At 37.0% G+C, this 17,128-nt stretch carries 16 protein-coding genes; 12 read left to right on the top strand and 4 right to left on the bottom strand.

What is annotated here, in order from left to right:
- Positions 1–149 precede the first annotated feature (149 nt).
- Positions 150–662 (top strand): type 1 glutamine amidotransferase domain-containing protein, encoded by a 513-nt coding sequence (locus WAK64_RS16205; protein ID WP_336588038.1) that lies wholly within the window; start codon positions 150–152, stop codon positions 660–662.
- Between the two features lie 137 nt (positions 663–799).
- Here WAK64_RS16205 and WAK64_RS16200 read toward each other — a convergent pair whose 3' ends face one another.
- Positions 800–1,021, bottom strand: coding sequence for a DUF1128 domain-containing protein (locus WAK64_RS16200; protein WP_336588037.1), 222 nt, complete (start codon positions 1,019–1,021; stop codon positions 800–802).
- A gap of 247 nt (positions 1,022–1,268) precedes the next feature.
- Here WAK64_RS16200 and WAK64_RS16195 point away from each other — a divergent pair, with 247 nt between their 5' ends.
- Positions 1,269–2,084 carry a YihY/virulence factor BrkB family protein gene (locus WAK64_RS16195; RefSeq protein ID WP_336588036.1) on the top strand — a complete coding sequence of 272 codons (816 nt, stop codon included), beginning with the start codon at positions 1,269–1,271 and terminating at the stop codon, positions 2,082–2,084.
- A gap of 223 nt (positions 2,085–2,307) precedes the next feature.
- Here WAK64_RS16195 and WAK64_RS16190 read toward each other — a convergent pair whose 3' ends face one another.
- Both WAK64_RS16190 and WAK64_RS16185 read right to left on the bottom strand, forming a co-directional pair.
- Positions 2,308–4,227: a heavy metal translocating P-type ATPase gene (locus WAK64_RS16190; RefSeq protein WP_336588035.1), complete on the bottom strand. Its 1,920-nt coding sequence runs from the start codon at positions 4,225–4,227 to the stop codon at positions 2,308–2,310.
- A gap of 306 nt (positions 4,228–4,533) precedes the next feature.
- Positions 4,534–5,727 carry an MFS transporter gene (locus WAK64_RS16185; protein ID WP_336588034.1) on the bottom strand — a complete coding sequence of 398 codons (1,194 nt, stop codon included), beginning with the start codon at positions 5,725–5,727 and terminating at the stop codon, positions 4,534–4,536.
- 155 nt (positions 5,728–5,882) lie between these two features.
- On the opposite strand from WAK64_RS16185, the gene WAK64_RS16180 reads away from it, so the two are divergent.
- Positions 5,883–6,272, top strand: coding sequence for an OsmC family protein (locus WAK64_RS16180; RefSeq protein ID WP_336588033.1), 390 nt, complete (start codon positions 5,883–5,885; stop codon positions 6,270–6,272).
- A gap of 64 nt (positions 6,273–6,336) precedes the next feature.
- On the opposite strand, the gene WAK64_RS16175 is transcribed toward WAK64_RS16180, so the two are convergent.
- Positions 6,337–6,759 (bottom strand): pyridoxamine 5'-phosphate oxidase family protein, encoded by a 423-nt coding sequence (locus tag WAK64_RS16175; RefSeq protein WP_336588032.1) that lies wholly within the window; start codon positions 6,757–6,759, stop codon positions 6,337–6,339.
- Positions 6,760–6,847: 88 nt separating this feature from the next.
- Here WAK64_RS16175 and cax point away from each other — a divergent pair, with 88 nt between their 5' ends.
- From cax to WAK64_RS16130, 9 genes are all read left to right on the top strand, one after another.
- Positions 6,848–7,906, top strand: coding sequence for a calcium/proton exchanger (gene cax / locus WAK64_RS16170; RefSeq protein WP_336588031.1), 1,059 nt, complete (start codon positions 6,848–6,850; stop codon positions 7,904–7,906).
- A 187-nt stretch (positions 7,907–8,093) separates the two neighbouring features.
- Positions 8,094–8,894, top strand: a complete 801-nt coding sequence (locus WAK64_RS16165) for a YfkD famly protein (RefSeq protein ID WP_336588030.1) — start codon at positions 8,094–8,096, stop codon at positions 8,892–8,894.
- 476 nt (positions 8,895–9,370) lie between these two features.
- Positions 9,371–9,799: a 3-deoxy-8-phosphooctulonate synthase gene (locus WAK64_RS16160; RefSeq protein WP_336588029.1), complete on the top strand. Its 429-nt coding sequence runs from the start codon at positions 9,371–9,373 to the stop codon at positions 9,797–9,799.
- A 14-nt stretch (positions 9,800–9,813) separates the two neighbouring features.
- Complete coding sequence (locus tag WAK64_RS16155) at positions 9,814–10,137, top strand: hypothetical protein (RefSeq protein WP_336588028.1); 324 nt, start codon at positions 9,814–9,816, stop codon at positions 10,135–10,137.
- A gap of 547 nt (positions 10,138–10,684) precedes the next feature.
- A complete protein-coding gene (locus WAK64_RS16150) occupies positions 10,685–11,662 on the top strand; it encodes a substrate-binding domain-containing protein (protein ID WP_336588027.1) in 978 nt (325 codons plus the stop codon).
- Complete coding sequence (locus tag WAK64_RS16145) at positions 11,659–13,122, top strand: sensor histidine kinase (RefSeq protein WP_336588026.1); 1,464 nt, start codon at positions 11,659–11,661, stop codon at positions 13,120–13,122. The genes WAK64_RS16150 and WAK64_RS16145 overlap by 4 nt, the downstream gene beginning before the upstream one ends.
- Positions 13,103–14,641 carry a response regulator gene (locus tag WAK64_RS16140; RefSeq protein WP_336588025.1) on the top strand — a complete coding sequence of 513 codons (1,539 nt, stop codon included), beginning with the start codon at positions 13,103–13,105 and terminating at the stop codon, positions 14,639–14,641. The genes WAK64_RS16145 and WAK64_RS16140 overlap by 20 nt, the downstream gene beginning before the upstream one ends.
- Positions 14,642–14,676: 35 nt before the next feature.
- Positions 14,677–15,750, top strand: coding sequence for a D-xylose ABC transporter substrate-binding protein (gene xylF / locus WAK64_RS16135; protein WP_336588024.1), 1,074 nt, complete (start codon positions 14,677–14,679; stop codon positions 15,748–15,750).
- 240 nt (positions 15,751–15,990) lie between these two features.
- Positions 15,991–17,097, top strand: a complete 1,107-nt coding sequence (locus WAK64_RS16130; protein ID WP_336588023.1) for a sugar ABC transporter substrate-binding protein — start codon at positions 15,991–15,993, stop codon at positions 17,095–17,097.
- The last annotated feature ends 31 nt before the right edge of the window (positions 17,098–17,128 follow it).

The following is a 17,128-nucleotide window of genomic DNA, read 5'->3' as shown; positions in this document are numbered from 1 at the left end:
GAGGAGAAAAAACACATTGTTGAAGATTTACGCGGAAGAAGGTATTTAACCGTAAAGTGTAGATAATTGATGGTAATAAATACTTTTTGATTTAGTCTTTTAGATTGTGCAACCCTATATGTGTAGTAAACATAAAGGAGTGAAGAAAATTGGCCACGATTGCTTGTGTCATAACGAAACTATTTGAAGATGTAGAATTCACTGAACCAGCAAAAGCCTTTAAAGAAGCAGGACATAACGTCATCACCATAGATAAAGTAGCAAATCAACGCATTGCAGGAGTCCAAGGAGAAACAACCATAAACGTCGAACAGGCTATTGACCATGTTAAACCGTCTGATTTTGATGCTTTATTCATTCCAGGAGGATTTTCACCGGACCAACTACGAGCAGATGACCGTTTTGTACGTTTTACTAAATCATTTATGGAGGATAAAAAGCCTGTATTTGCTATTTGCCACGGACCACAACTATTGATAACAGCAAAATCACTAGAAGGGAGATGTGCAACTGGTTTTACCTCCATTCTAGTAGATATGGAATATGCAGGGGCAGAGGTGAAAAATCAAGAAGTCGTTGTATGTGGCAATCAATTGGTAACAAGTCGAAACCCCAATGACTTACCTGCCTTTATTCGCGAGAGCTTAGCGTTATTAACATAAAGAAAAAAGGTTACGGTTTTTAGTTGTGGACTCCCGAAGTAGGGGAAGAAATTCTAGTTCGTGTAAAAAACAAAGATAAATAAAAGGGGTAGCGTCCTTACGAGGATTAGGACACTACCTTGTCAAGTTAGTCAGATTTATTTACGCAAGCTGCCAAGCTCTTCTACAATTGCTTGCATTTCGTTAGGACTAAAGGTCGGTTTTTTCATTACAAATTCATAAATGTCTTTAATGTCATCATATTTATCAATGTTAAAAGCGCTTGAATTTACGGCGCTTTCATTCACCATCCGTAGCTTTGCTTTAATCTCATCTAACATATACACCATATTTTCAGTAGACTTTGTTTTTAACTCCATTGTATCGTCCTTTCGTATAGGCGTTTATATGCCTTGTTTTTATACTTTTATCTTACAGCCATATTCTTCATTCGTCTACCTTTGCTCCGTCGATAGGATCATATTTGGAAGAAAAGTAAGAAGTTTAATAAAGTGAACAATTAATGCATCTAGATGAATGATGCATTAAATCAAATACATAATAGTATAGTAATAAAAATACTTCTGTTATCGAATGCATCCACTTTTTAAAGAGAGTAGGGTAAAAATGTTGAGTTTTATTACTGAATTAGGAGAAAGAGTAAAGAATTCCGAAGTATCGGGCTTTGCTGCTCAGTTAGCCTATTTTTTTCTACTTTCTCTTTTTCCATTGCTCATTTTTTTAGTTACGTTATTATCCTATTTGCCGTACACAACTGAAGATATTTTGCAAGTCATTGAGGATTTTGCCCCAAGTGAAACCCTTATTCTTATTAGGAGTACATTAAATGAAGTGATGGAAAAAGGGAATACAGGTTTACTTTCATTTGGGATTATTGCGACAATTTGGTCAGCTTCGAGAGGTCTTCATGCTGTGATTAAGTCATTAAATCGAGCGTATGAAGTAGAGGAGGAACGACCGTTTCTTATGCAAATAGTCGTTTCAATGTTACTAACATTAGCGTTAATTTTCGTCTTTTTTCTTGTTTTACTGTTACCAGTATTCGGTGAGCAAATAGGCTTTTATATTTCTGCAGAACTAGGTTTTTCTCGATTTTTCTCCATTGTTTGGGAAAGCGTCCGTTGGGCACTGACCCCATTTGTTCTCTTTGTTATATTTGTGGTCATCTATTTTTTAGGGCCAAATAAAAAGATAAGGTGTACAAGTGCCTTTCCCGGAGCTATCTTTGCTTCTATCGGTTGGGTAATTGTATCTTACGGTTTTTCCTATTATGTAAGAATTTTTGCTAATTATTCGGCAACATATGGAAGTATTGGTGGGGTCATTGTTCTAATGGTGTGGCTTTACTTATCCGGCATTATTATTTTAATTGGTGGAGAAATTAATGCCCTATATCAAATAAGAAAAGGAGAAAACTGTTAAGAAGAAAGGTGATTGCTTTTATAAAAATCGTTCATACTAAAAAAGACAGTAAAGGAGGGGATGATATGTCCAATAAGGCAAAGAAAGATGGCGGAACTAAACAAAATAGTAAGCATAAGCCAAAACACAAAACATCAAGTTCCGCCAATGGACAAAATGGATATCACTAACACGCAATTATGATTCAAAACACTACGGAAAGATGCATTCCGTAGTGTTTTTATTAGTTCTTTAACATTCGTAATCCATTTAGGATAACAAGAATAGTACTCCCTTCATGGCCAATTACCCCAATGGGGAGGTCGAGCACTTGTAGAAAATTAGAGATAATGAGAAGAAAGATGACGCCGATAGAGAAAATGATGTTTTGCTTAACAATTTTTTGCATCCTTTTTGAGAGACGGATAGCTTCTGCAATTTTCGGTAAATCATTCTTGATTAAAATGATATCGGCTGTTTCTAAAGCCACATCTGTTCCTTCACCCATTGCAATTCCCACATTTGCTGTAGCGAGTGCTGGCGCATCATTGATTCCGTCGCCAACCATTCCAATAGGACCATAACGTACCATTAATTTCTTCAGCTCAGCCACTTTTATCTCAGGTAAACAGTCCGCGATGTACTCATCTACACTTGTTTCCTCTGCAATGGCCCTAGCGGTTTTCCCACTATCTCCAGTAAGCATAACGGTGTAGATTCCATTAGTACGTAGCATCTTTATCGCGTCTATCGTCTCATTACGGATAATATCTTTTAAAGCAATACAGGCAACGACTTTCGATTCCTTTGCTACATAGACAATTGATTTTCCTTCACTTGACCATGTTTCGCAATCAGAAACACCAAATTCCCCACGGGCATCTTTTTTTATAAAATCTGCTTTCCCTATTTTCCATTTCTGTCCATTAACAATGGCCTTCACTCCCCAACCAGATACATCTTCTAATAAATCAGGCGTAATTAATTGAACTTGATTGTTTTCTTTTACGTATCGGACAATGGCTTGAGCTAGTGGGTGGTTCGATTGATTTTCAATAGAGGCGACAATGGGTAAAATATCTTCTTCAGCATAGTCGGGATGAATGGTGATATTAGTTACAACGGGTTTCCCTTGAGTAAGTGTTCCAGTTTTATCAAAGGCTATTGCTTTTAAGTGAGCTAAGTTTTCGAGGTGGACCCCGCCTTTAAATAGAATTCCACGCTTTGCGCCCGTAGAGATTGCCGACAATGTAGCAGGCATAATGGATGCAACAAGAGCACAAGGTGACGCTACGACAAGAAGAACCATGGCGCGGTAAAAGGTATCCGTCCAGCTCCAGCCTAGAACATAATAAGGAAGAAACATCATCAATAATACTACTAAAAGGACAACCTTCACATATGTTCCTTCAAACCTTTCAATAAAAAGTTGGGAAGGGGATTTTTCACTTTGTGCTGTTTGGACAAGTTCAATAATCTTTTGGAATAAAGTTTCATGCGCTTCTTTCGTAATTTCGACGATAATAGAACCATTCATATTAACCGTTCCAGCAAATACTTCATCATGGTTCAATTTCGTTACGGGAATGGCCTCTCCAGTAATAGCCGATTCATCGATCGTCGTTTGTCCCTTAATAATTTTACCATCAGCAGGGACACGTTCTCCTGGTTTAATGACGATATGATCTCCAACCAATAATGCAGTAATATGAACCGTTTCTTCAACGCCTTTGTTGATTCTAAGTGCTTGTTGAGGTTGGATGTCCATTAAAGCGGAGATTTCTGCGTGACTTTTATTCATCGTATACGTTTCAAGTGCACCGCTAATAGCAAAGATAAAAATCAAGATAGCGCCTTCTGTCCAATAGCCAATAAGAGCAGAACCGATAGCTGCAAAGATCATTAACATTTCTACATTAAGTTCTCGGTCCTGAATCGTATCTTTAATTCCTTCTTTTGCTTTAAAAAATCCACCAATGATAAAGGCTAGAACAAAGAAAATGAAAGAGGAAGGTACATCCATTCGATCTAGAATCCATCCAATTAGAATCAGCCCTCCACTACATAATGCGGTAATAAGTTCAATATGAGGAATCATTTTTTTGAAGTGAGAACGAAGTTCCCGCCGTTCCCTTTGCTCGATCAACAAGTATTGTGAGCTCATACTATTTTCCTCCATTTCGTTAACAATTGAAAAGATGGCTGAAAGAGTCATGAAATTGACAACAAGATTGTTACTTGAAGAAATGACATTTACTTTTTCATGTTTTCAATTTTCTTCACCTACTTAATTGATAATAATATTCATCTTCATTTTCCTCCTTATACGACGAATGCTGTCACCACAATGGGTGACAGCATTTATAAGGCTATATTGAAAAAAGTTGCGCTTGGTGAAAAATGTTTGATTTACCTTAATCTTACTATACATCGTATTCATTTAAAAGCAGAATGGTTCTTTTCTTTCTCTTTATCTGCTCGCTTCGGTTTTTACTTGTGTTTTGTTTGATTTTAAAGAAGAGACGGTTATACTCATAAAAATGGAAAACAGTAACAGACTAATTAAATAGAAAAAGCTTGCTCCTTCGAAAAACTCTATCGTTATGCCACCTAGTATCGGTCCGCTTATACTACCTAGACTAAATAGAATTCCACACATAATATTTCCTGCAGGAAGGAGTGATTTTGGCAGTAAGTCTGTCATAAATGTAATTCCTAATGAGAAGGTCGAGCCCACAGCCATCCCAGCTACAAAGAAGGTAATCGTTAATCCTATGACGGACTCATTCAATAAACCCGACACCAAAAAGCAACTCGCTCCAATAACTAAAATAATTTGAAGAATAGGCTGTCGACCATATTTATCACTTAACATCCCTAGAGGGAGTTGAAAAACAATACTTCCTATAGCAAACGCAGGAAGTATGATTGAGATTGCCCCTGTATCTATCCCACTGCGAAGAGCAATAATAGGAAAGTTTCCATTTAAGGAAGCTTCTAAAAAGCCATAGCCAAATGGAGGTAATAGAGCTATCCAAGCATATTTCCAAACTTGTCCAAATCGACCAAGTGTGTTTAGAAAAGAATGTTGCGATGAATTTCCATCATTTTCTGGAAATTCATTCTTTAGGGTGAAAACAAATAGCCATAACACAAGGCTAATAAAGGAAGAGATGATAAACGGAAGAGCTTCGTGAATATCAAGCAATTTTGTTAAACTTGGCCCAGCAGCAAAGCCAAGGCCAAAAGATAATCCGTATAAAGAGATATTTCTTCCTCTCGTCTTTTCCGGTGAAAAGGAGGTAATCCATGTTTGCGTGGCAAAATGAAGCATGTGATCGCCAATTCCAATTAATAAACGTAAAAGGAACCAAAACCAAAAGGATTGCCATACAGGAAACAGTAGTAAACTGACTGCAACAGTGAGTCCACCTACTATAATCATCGGTTTATATCCAACTTTTCGAAGTGGAGCTTCCATTAATGGTGAAGCAAGTAAAACACCAATATATAGGGCGGTAGCATGTAATCCATTTAAGGAAGATGAAATACCGTCTTTTTCAAAAATAACTGCAATAATAGGAAGTAGCATCCCTTGTGAAAATCCCGAAACGGCTACGATTGCAACTAAAATACGAAAGCGATTTTGTAAGCTTTTGTTCATTATTAAATCTCCTATTGAAATAACTTCAGCAAAAAGCTGATTAATGGAGCATCATTGTCCCCACCGATCGTACCGCATTCATGTATATTTGGCAACATAGAGAATTTGATTTACAATTTTAATGATACATACTAAACATGGAAGGAGTGGGGGCATTGAAGTTTCAAATGAAAGAAGGAGGTTTTACCTCAGAGTTACCTTACGGTGAATTACATATATCTGGAGATGAAACGTACGGTTTTCGTCCTTATCAACTACTTGTATCATCAATTGCCGTTTGTAGTGGAGGCGTGCTTCGAAAAATCTTAGAGAAAAAGCGAATGAACATTGACGATATTTCCATTAATACGAAGGTAAAGAGGAATGAACAACAAGCGAATAGGGTAGAAATGATACACCTTCACTTCGTGATTAAAGGAAAAGGGATTGAAGAAAAAAAGATTGAAAAAGCGATGGAGTTAACAAAAAAACATTGTTCGATGGTTCAGTCTGTTAAAGGTAGCATTGAAGTAGAAGAGACGTTTTCCATAATAGAGATAGACTAACAAACGTTAGTCTATCTTAAAAAAGCTATGTTTTCTATGATCTAGTAGACCAATCTGAAATCGATTAATCGATCAAAAGTTCAATTGGACCTTCTCCTGTCTTTTCATAAAAGAGATAAGAAGATGGAACCAACTTTAGTAATAAATATTCAGGATCATCAGGACTATCAATCCAGTGTTTCAAACACTCATTCCAAATCTTTTCTTTCAGTGTCTGTGAATGTTCAATTTCTGCCTTGGCCGCTACTTCGATGTAAGGTTTACTTAATTCATCACCTGGAAAGCCTAAAAGAATGTGAACATATGGTTGAGTTAGTATATTCTCTACTTTATGTGAATGCTCATTGGTCGCTGTATAAAGTATTAGTTCTTCATGATGAAACATCATGTAACGGGTAAATGGCTTTTTATCCACAATAGTTGCTAAAGTGCCAATTTTATTTGTATCTAAGAACGATACTATTTTTTGTTTAATATTCTCTGACAATGACTTACCTCCTTTTGTTTATTCACTATTACTTTGTGTACTTTTGGATAAAAATAAACAGTAATCTGTTCGAAAGAGAGGAAATAAGATGGGAAAAGTATTTGGGATAGTCGTATTAATGGGTGTTCCTCTATCCATCATTGGCTCCTTGCTTCATTGGTCTTATGTGCTTATGTTTATCATCTATTGCATCACCATTGTTGGGTTAGCCAGCTATATGGGGAGAGCAACTGAAAGTTTAGCCATTGTAGCGGGACCGAGAATTGGAGGGTTACTTAATGCGACATTTGGAAACGCTGTTGAACTGATCATTTCCATTTTTGCTTTAAAGGCAGGATTAATTGGAGTTGTACTTGCTTCCTTAACGGGTTCTGTACTTGGAAATTTACTATTAGTTGCAGGGCTAAGCTTTTTTGTAGGAGGGCTGAAATATAAACAGCAAACCTTTAATGTGTTTGATGCACGACATAATTCAGGTCTATTAATATTTGCGGTAGTGGTGGCATTTGTTATTCCAGAAGTATTTGCCAATACATTAAGTGAAGAAAAAACGATGACGTTAAGTATTGGGATATCCATAATATTAATTGCGCTTTATTTAGCGGCACTCTTTTTTAAATTAGTAACTCATAGGGGAGTTTATCAGCATACCGAGAACGAAGGGGATGCTCATCATGAAGAAGAGCCTGAATGGAGTAGGGGAAAAGCCTTACTCATTTTAGCTTTGGCAACAGCGGCAGTAGCATATGTGTCAGAAAATCTCGTTCACACATTTGAATCTGTAGGAGAAAGCTTCGGTTGGACAGAGCTATTTATTGGGGTCATTATTGTAGCCATTGTAGGGAATGCTGCTGAGCATGCTTCAGCGATTGTGATGGCCTATAAAAATAAAATGGATATTGCCGTTGAGATTGCTGTTGGATCAACCCTACAAATTGCGATGTTTGTTGCCCCTGTTCTTGTCATTATTTCACTATTTTATGAACAATCAATGGCGCTTGTATTTACGCTCCCTGAATTAATATCGATGGTAACAGCGGTGTTTTTAACCATCGCCATATCCAATGATGGAGAAACAAATTGGTTTGAAGGGCTCACTTTATTAGCAGCCTATCTAATCATGGGAATTGGCTTTTATCTATTGTAATAAAATACCTTGGTTTATGTGGTATACATAATCCGAGGTATTTTTTAGTTTGTATAGGAATGGTTTTTTCTGTGAAAAGAATTGTTAAGCCATTTAAGAGGATGTTTTTATTTTTGGATAATGTGAGAACGACAGGAAAAGCTATAAGCAAATGATTAATCTTTAGACATTGAAAGGAGTTTAATGAATGAAGATAAAATGGATTGTCATGATGATGCTTTTAAGCTTTTTAACATTCCAGTCCACAGCAGATGCTGCAAAAGCCAAGCAGGAGGGTAAACCAAAAGTTCCTTCATCTGTATTAAATATAGGAAAAGAAAATACGTATCCTAATCCTACGCAGGACCTTCCGTACTTGCAGCCCAGTGATTTAACTCAAGAATTAATTGAAACATCCGAAGTGGAAATCGAAAACCCAAATCTTATCCGTATGCTAAATGAATCGACAATGAACAAAACCCCCTTTTCCATTGGGCTTAGGGCGACCATTTACTTAGGTGAGTGGCCGTTAAATTACGAATCAAGTGAAACAGCGACGAACTGGGAATATCAAAGGGTGAATACAAACTTTTATGATAATCGTGGTGGAAAAGGCAATTATCAAATTCACTACGTACAAGAATCGCAAAAAGTAATTAAAGGAGGCCTAACAGCAAAGGTTTCCAAAGCAGATGATGTAAAAAAAATGATGCTGTTATCAGCGATGGAAAAAACCGCCCTTCCTCTCTCATTTCAAACGATTGTTGGAGCTGGAACGAAAAAAGATCAAGTTTATCATATTCCCTCCAAAAGACTAGGTTACTTATATAGCTATGCACCCGCTGTAAACGAAAAAGGTAAAGTAACCTACGGGGAAGTGTACCTCATGATGAAAGGGACAAAAAAAATGATTGTTGTAAAAAATATAACGTCCCAAGGTATAGGGGCATGGATACCAGTACAAGATCATCTATCCTTTGGTTTTCTTACTTCTGAGCAACCGAGATAGCACTAAGTTTCACTATAGTTGAAAATGGGGAGATGTGAAATTCACCCGAATCTCATGTCTCCCCGTTTTCTGTGCAGTTGTTCACAGCCCTGTGCATAGTTGTGTAACCTTCCTTCACCGATTTGCTCACAATCGTCGTGTTTGTTATTTAGATTAAATGGAACTTTTGTAAGATTATATTATTGGCTTTTGTTATTTAAAATCGTTAGTAATGAACCATATAATTAGTAAACACAATTGAAAGTGGGTAAGGAGAAAAAGATTGTATAGGCTCTCATTCTTAATGGTGAGTGCCTTTTTTATAGGTGTTAGGATGTTATAGTTAAATCAATAATTGATTTCCTGTGTGAAGTACTAATATCTCTATAGTCAGACTATGACTAAAACTTGAAACGAAACAACCAAAAAAATGTTACAATATTTGAAATCTAAATAATGATAGAAATGGGAATTTTCCCTTGAAAGGAAAGGGTCTTATGACTGAATTTAATTCAAAGAAGATAAAGGTTGATAATAACGCTGATTCTAAAGAACCTAACTTACCAGCTTTTTTATCAAAGCCAGATAATGCACCCGCATATTATGGTTTTCCATTAGTTAAGGAAACAGAAACAGATGGTTTTATATATGGTGAAATTACTGATTATATGGATTTTGATCAAGAAGAAGGATGTACATATGGAGATGGCTATGTTCAAGCACCAGATGGAAGTAGGGCAGGTTTGATTTGGGAAGTAGACGAAAAGCCTTATCTATCTGTATCTATTCAACCAGAAGAAGTAAGGTGGGGAGTTTATAATGTGGGGTTTGCTAAACCTATTCAATCAATTGATGATTTGATTTACAATTTTAGAAAGGTATTACCATTAATTAAAGAAGCTTATCAAAAGGCACACAGCAAATAAGGATGATATTGTTTTTGCAAAAAAAGGTAGAACGTATGAAATCAAGAAGTGTGATAGATAACGCTGAAAAATTATTAGCAAAGTTTATAACATTATCAGAGGGAATTATCAATTCGAATGGTATTTCAGAAGTAAAACACTTTTTTGAGCATGGTGAACATGAGGTGGCATTTGAGGGCTTGGTTATAGAATTAAGTGAAAATGGTTTAGACCCAAGAAATTTCAATTATTCTGATTGGAAAAACCTAGCGTTAGAATATGGATTAGATAAGGAGTCTGTCTTTAAAGCAGATTTTTGGAGTAGATTCAAACATTGGGGTAAAGCATACCAAGAGTAATGAAGGATATTTTTATTTTGTGGTCATAGAACTAGTAGAGTAAGTGTTCTTTCTTGTACCTTGCTCACTAATGCATGAGGGTTATCTTCTATATCACTAACAACATCATCGATACATCATTTAATCCAACTATCTATTCTCTCTCCTAAAAATAGGCGTCATCCAAACTTGAAATCTTTCAATGTAAATAGAATGAATATTCTACCTATGTTAAAAATATATTCCACTTTCAAATGAATTTCTTACTAATAGCGTATATAATAGTATAAAAGTTTGTCGCTTTTCGTTCATAAATTAGGATTTTTGAATGAAGCGTGTTGATGTGCTCTTTCGAATTCCATTTTAAAAGAGAGACGGAAAGACAATCTGCAAAGCTATATGTATATGAAAAGAGATTATTGTGAAATGACTTCAAGACTCATCCGATTGTGGCTAGAATGGGAGCAGTATCCTTGATAAACATGTTCTGAGAAGCGGCATAAGAGCTGTAACAAACCCTATATTAGAAGGGTGTCTATATAGTAAAGAAAAAGGAGATATCATTCCTGTGCAGAAATTTATTGTTTTTCTCCTCAGTTTCGTTTGTTGCGTGTTATTATATTTTACAATAATTTCCGTGGGGACCGTTTTTCGTACAGATTGGCAATTACCCCAATCCAAGAGTAATGAAGAGAGTGAGTACCATTTAGTGCTTATTACTCAAGAACTAGATACCCCTTTTTGGAGCCAGGTAGGAGTAGGTGCTAAGACTCAGGCGGAAAAGGAAGATGCTAGTTTAGAGGTGTGGGGAAGCTATGGGAAGAACCAAGAAGACTTTTTGAAGAAAATGGAGATTGCGATCTATTCACAAATAGATGGGATCATTGTTCAAGGGTTGGATACAGAGGAATTTACAGATCTAATCAGAGAGAAGGCATCGTCTTACGGGATACCGGTGATTACAGTAGCAAATGACATTCCGAAAGATGCTAGCTTAAGAAGGACGTATGTCGGTTCTAATCAGTATTTAGCTGGACAAATGGTAGCTCAGCAACTGGTTTCTGACATGGGTGAATCAGGGGAAGTCGTTCTAATGTACAATAGTGAAAAAGAGTACTACCAAGAACAACGGTTGAATGGAATGAAAGAGGTATTAAAGGATTACCCCACTATTCAAACGATTGAAGTTGGGACAGTTGATAAAAGGGAAGGGATTATTTCCACAACAAGAGCGTTGTTGAATGAAAAGCCCAATTTGGATGCTTTCATTGCAGTCGACGCAAACATTACAGGGGACATGATTCAAGAACTGGAAAGTCGGTCACAGATTGAGCCATACTACCTTTATTCATTTGACGACAATCCTGAATCGTTATCACTGTTAAAGCAAGGGAAGCTTGACGGTATCTTGGAGCAATCTCCTAGTGAAATGGGAAAAGTGAGCGTGACGCTTATGATGAGTTGGCTTAGAAATGAGACGGTTCCACTAGATTGGGAAGGGTATTTGACTGATATTCGTATGGTAAAGGTGACGGATATGAAATGACGAGCTTACATAAGAAAATTTGGCTTCTAGCCATGGTTGTCCTCTTTATTATGGTGGCAATATGGACTTCGCTTACTTACTATAATTATAGAATGCAAAATCAATATAATGAAATATTGGAACGATATTTGTTGATGAACGAATTGACAAATATGAGTCAACAAATCATTACAGATTTAAACAATTATTTGCTTACTCCGTCACTAGATAATTTAGAGACGCTGACTGTTAGTAAAGAAAATATTTTAAGTACAAAACAGAAAATATCTAACTTTCGAAACGACCAGAATGATTTCGTTCTAACAAATTATGAACATTTAATTGATAGTCTAGTTGATTCAACTAATCGGTCGTTAATGCTACAAACAAAGCAGGATTCGGAAGATTATTTGGAAGCGTTTTCTGAAGCGACACGTATATCGAAGTATATTTCAGAAGTAACCCTAACGTTAATTGATAAAGAACTCAAAACATATGACAATTTCTATAGAGAAACGATTGAACGCTCAGAAGAATTGAGGATGCTTGGAATCTGGATGTTATTACTCATCACAATGCTCCTTCTATTAGCTACTTATTGGTTATCTCAAAGGATAACACAACCAGTCCAAAAGCTTACTCAAGCGGCTATTGAGCTATCAAAAGGTCGTTTCGATTTAAAAGTAGAGGTTGACAGTAATGATGAAATTTCTTTTTTGGCAAAGATGTTTGATCGTATGAGAATTAACATCAATAATTATTTAGTAGAGATTCAACAGAAATCACAACTTGAACATGAGTTGCAAAAGAGTAAGCTTCTATTACAAGAAAGTCAGTTAATCAGCTTACAGAGCCAGATTAACCCTCACTTTCTCTATAATACTCTGAATATTCTTTCGAAGAAGGCCTACTTAGAGGGGTCAGAGGAAACAAGTGATTTATTAGTTAGTGTTTCAGACCTTTTGCGATATAACTTGAATAGACTAGATAAATCAACGACTCTCTTAGAAGAAGTTAACGTTCTGCAGCAATATATCGCCATACAAAAGGCGAGATTCACTGACCGTCTACAATTTTCGATGGACATAGAGAAGGAATATCTAGATGTGCAAATTCCTCGCTTTATTCTGCAACCGATTGTTGAAAACGCTGTCATACATGCTGTTGAACCAGAAGAAGAAGGTGGACAAATTTGGTTTCGGGTTTTGAATAAGGAAAAGTTCATCTTGATTGAAGTAGAGGATCATGGTCCAGGAATGTCTGACGAAAAAATTCAGCAAATACTTGCTGGAAAGAGTAACGATGAAGAAGGTTATTCAACAGGAATTGGAATGAGCAATGTCGTCAACCGTTTACGGCTTTTCTATGGAAAAGGTGATGTTTTGGATGTTGAGAGTGCTATTGGAAAAGGCACGAAGGTAGTACTTAAAATTCCAATAAAAGGGAGGGGTGAGAGGGATAATGAAAGTTTTAATCGTTGATGATGAGGAAATCGAGCGCATTGGGTTAAGTACCATACTAACGAGGAACTTTCCTAATATTGAGGTAAAGCAGTCTAGAAATGCACAGGTAGCTATTGATATGATTGAAACGTTTTTGCCGGATTTAATCTTAATGGATATTAAGATGCCAGGGATGAACGGATTAGATGCAATCAAATTAATCCATTCAAAATTTCCACAAATCAAATTTATCATGATCACCGCTTATGCAAAGTTCGATTATGCACAAACGGCCTTAAAGCTGGGAGTAAAAGATTATTTACTTAAACCAAGTAAGACGAGTGAGATTATCAAGACAGTTGGTGAAGCACTGAAGCAGATTGAAGAAGAACGAGTGTTGCTTGCCACTAGTACTCAACAATATAATGTTTTGAAAAAAGCATTACCAATTGTTGAAGCAGATGTAGTGACGCAGCTGTTATTCGATCATGTACATAATAAGCAAACGGAGGAATTAATCGATCTATTTGACATGAAGATGGGCAAACGAAACTTTGTTATGAGCCTAATCCTTCCGAAAGGTTCTGAACGTTTCTACTCAACCATTAGAGAAAGGATAAGGGAATTAGAATGCGGTTATGTAGGTGCTCTCTATGGACGACAGCTACCTATTATTGTCTTCAGGGATGGTAAGAAAACGTTTCGATCCCAGGTCGTCTCACTTGCTAGAGGTATTCTTACAATCCCTAACCGAGAGGATCGTAAAGGGTGGTTTATTGGAATTGGAAATGTTTATGAATCCGTCGATCAACTACGTCAATCCTATCAAGAATCATTAATCGCGACTAAGGATACGGATCTCCATGTGAACTTTCGTTTTTATTCTGATTCACCACCAATGAGTACCGGAGTCAATGGCCGAAACTTTAAGGAATTGGAGAAGCGATTCTTTGAGCAAATTCGGAATGGACAATGGGAGGAAGTCTCTAAAAATGTGATGGCACTTATACGACGTTTGGAAACGGAAGGAAGAGATCTTTTACAATCCCAGCAACGAGTGTTAGAACTATTATGGATCGCCTCCAGGGTATTAAATGAATTAGGGGTTGAACATGAATCTCCGCTCTACTCATCCGAAGTGCTTAATTATCGACAGCTTCAATATGAAACCGATCTCTTACTTCAGCGATTATGGGATTCATATGTCAATCATTACAATCAATTAGAGGATGATACAATTCAACAAATCAAGCAGTATATCATTGAAAACTCACATCTAGCAGTTTCACTCGAAAGCATTGCAGAAAAAGTGAGCCTAAGCCCTATCTATATAAGTAAACTATTTAAAGAACAGCTCGGAGTAAACTATATTACTTTTTTAACTGAGTGCCGTATTGAAAAAGCGAAGAAGCTTATGATGGATATGGATAAAAGTTTAAAAGAAATTACGTTTGAAGTAGGCTATCAGGATCCGAATTATTTTAGTAAAGTATTTAAGAAACTTTGTGGTGTCTCCCCAACAGAATACCGTCGATCACTTATGGGAATAAACCGATGAAGAGATACGCTAACTGGAAAAGGGAAATGAATCTCATGAAACGCTTCATATCTAAAGGGATTCTGCTCCTCCTCATCATTTTAATAACGGCATGTGAGCATGATGAAGGGAAGAGAGGATTGGAAGCGGTTGTTGAGGAACAAGCTGCAACCAACGTTTTTATAAGAAATAAGGTGAAAATTGGCTTCTCTATGGATACATTGCTGGAAGAGCGGTGGATTAAGGATAGGGATCTCTTCAAACAGGAAGTGGAAGCTCTCGGTGCAGAAGTTGAAATCGTCACTTCCAACGGAGATGATGCATTGCAAATTTCACAAGCTGAAGCATTAATTAACAAAGGAATCGATCTGCTTGTCATCGTTCCTCATAACGCAGAATCGACTGCTATTATAGTCAAGAAGGCTCATTCTGCAGGCGTTAAAGTGTTATCCTATGACCGTCTTGTAAAAAATGCTGATATTGATATGTATGTATCTTACGATAATGAACAGGTGGGAAGACTTCAAGCTGAAGCCATAACCGCTTTAGTTCCAAAGGGAAAATATGTGTATATTGGAGGAGCTGAAACCGATCATAATGCTTATTTAGCAAAAAAAGGTGTATTCGAAGTGCTTCAGCCGTATATTGACAGCGGAGATATTACGATTGTATATGATCAATGGACGAAGGACTGGTTACCAGAAAATGCTTATGCCAATATGAAAGAGGCTCTACTAGCCAATCAAAATGATGTTGATGCTGTGATTGCAGCAAATGATGCAACAGCTGGGGCCAGTATTTCTGCCCTTTTTGAGCATGGGCTCACGGGTCGTGTTCCAGTTGCTGGGCAGGATGCCGACCTTGCAGCAGTCCAGCGAATTGTTAACGGTACACAAGCGATGACCGTGTATAAGCCTATCAGGTCGTTAGCAGAGGAAGCGGCCAAGCTTGCTGTTAACCTTGCGCGTGGTGAGAAGATCGATGCGGAAAGGTTTGTTCATAACGGGAAAATCGAAGTGCCGTCAGTGCTACTGTCGCCAATTGATGTGTATGTAGAAAATATAGATGAAACCATTATAGGAGACGGGTTTCATACGAAGGAAGAAATCTATAAGTCTTTTTCAAACTAGTTCTTACTATGTTGAAAACCGCCAAGGTCATTGGCGGTTTTTTATGATACATAAGTGAAAGATCAAGAAGTGAATGAATAATCAGGAAATTTTCAATCGAAATGCGTAATAAGTCCTGCTTTATATTAAAAAAGTACAGATAAAATTAAAATAGTACCAAAAGTAAACGCTTTCACAAACTGAAGTCAGTGATATATTTAAGTTGTTATTAAACTAGTAAAAAATGAAAGGGGTTACACAATGAAAAAGAAATTGAAATTTATTCCTGTTTTACTTATCGTAATGTTACTTGTTCTTAGTGGTTGTGGCAGTAATACGTCTGGTGGAGGAGGAGATGTTAGTATAGGTATCGTTCTCCCTACAAAAGATGAGCCAAGATGGGTACAAGATCAGCAACGCTTTAAAGATGCGTTAAAAGATTCCGATTATACAACTGAAATTCTATTCAGTCAAGGTTCTTCTGCTAAGGAAAAAGAAAATGTTGAAACGTTACTTAACAAAGGAATTGATGTCTTAATTATTGCTCCCCAAGATGGTGCAGCAGCGGGGGCAGCAGTTGACGCGGCAAAAGATGAAGGAGTAACGGTTATTTCTTACGATCGTCTAATTACTGATACAGATGCAGTCGACTATTATGTAACGTTCGATAGCATTGCTGTAGGTGCAGCTCAAGGGCAATATTTGATTGACAATGCAGAAGGTACGAATATCCCGCTTTATCTGTATGCAGGAGCATCTTCAGATAATAATGCCTTCTTATTCTTTGAAGGAGCATGGAATGTTCTTCAACCTAAAATTGCAGATGGAACATTTGTCATTGCCAATTCTAGTGAAGCAGAGGCTTTAAAAGATAAAGCAGAGTTAACGCGTGATGAAATGGGTAAAATTCTTGGTCAGGTAACAACAAACTGGGATGCAAATGAAGCGAAAAACAAAGCTCAAACACATTTAACAGCTGCAAAGGGAGATATGAAGGGAAATGTAGCAATACTTGCTCCTAACGATGGAACTGCTCGTTCAATCGCTGATGTATTCGCAGCTGACCCTGAGGTTTCAGGCTACACGATTACTGGTCAAGACGCAGAAATAGCTTCTATTAAATATATCGTTGATGGAAAACAATCGATGACAGTTTTTAAAGATGTTCGTACGCTTGTGAAAGATGCGATGGGAATGGCAGTAGATGTTCTTGATGAAAAAACACCTGAAACAACGGGTACGTATGACAACGGAGCCATTAAAGTCGATGCAAAACAAACGGATGTCATTGTTGTAGACGAAGATAATGTACAGAGTGAACTGATCGATTCTGGTTATTACGAAGAGGACGATATCTCTGGTCAATAATATTTAACGGTCACTAAAAAGCGTAATAGTA

This window comes from Bacillus spongiae (genome assembly GCF_037120725.1).
Lineage (GTDB): Bacteria > Bacillota > Bacilli > Bacillales > Bacillaceae_K > Bacillus_CI > Bacillus_CI spongiae.
This window is presented reverse-complemented; position numbering and strand designations above follow the sequence as displayed.

Coding starts and splice junctions, on each gene's coding strand:
- WAK64_RS16200 (WP_336588037.1), bottom strand. CDS start 1,021: ATGGAGTTAAAAACAAAGTCTACTGAAAATATGGTGTATATGTTAGAT.
- WAK64_RS16195 (WP_336588036.1), top strand. CDS start 1,269: ATGTTGAGTTTTATTACTGAATTAGGAGAAAGAGTAAAGAATTCCGAA.
- WAK64_RS16190 (WP_336588035.1), bottom strand. CDS start 4,227: ATGAGCTCACAATACTTGTTGATCGAGCAAAGGGAACGGCGGGAACTT.
- WAK64_RS16185 (WP_336588034.1), bottom strand. CDS start 5,727: ATGAACAAAAGCTTACAAAATCGCTTTCGTATTTTAGTTGCAATCGTA.
- cax (WP_336588031.1), top strand. CDS start 6,848: ATGGGAAAAGTATTTGGGATAGTCGTATTAATGGGTGTTCCTCTATCC.
- WAK64_RS16165 (WP_336588030.1), top strand. CDS start 8,094: ATGAAGATAAAATGGATTGTCATGATGATGCTTTTAAGCTTTTTAACA.
- WAK64_RS16160 (WP_336588029.1), top strand. CDS start 9,371: ATGACTGAATTTAATTCAAAGAAGATAAAGGTTGATAATAACGCTGAT.
- WAK64_RS16145 (WP_336588026.1), top strand. CDS start 11,659: ATGACGAGCTTACATAAGAAAATTTGGCTTCTAGCCATGGTTGTCCTC.
- WAK64_RS16140 (WP_336588025.1), top strand. CDS start 13,103: ATGAAAGTTTTAATCGTTGATGATGAGGAAATCGAGCGCATTGGGTTA.
- xylF (WP_336588024.1), top strand. CDS start 14,677: ATGAAACGCTTCATATCTAAAGGGATTCTGCTCCTCCTCATCATTTTA.
- WAK64_RS16130 (WP_336588023.1), top strand. CDS start 15,991: ATGAAAAAGAAATTGAAATTTATTCCTGTTTTACTTATCGTAATGTTA.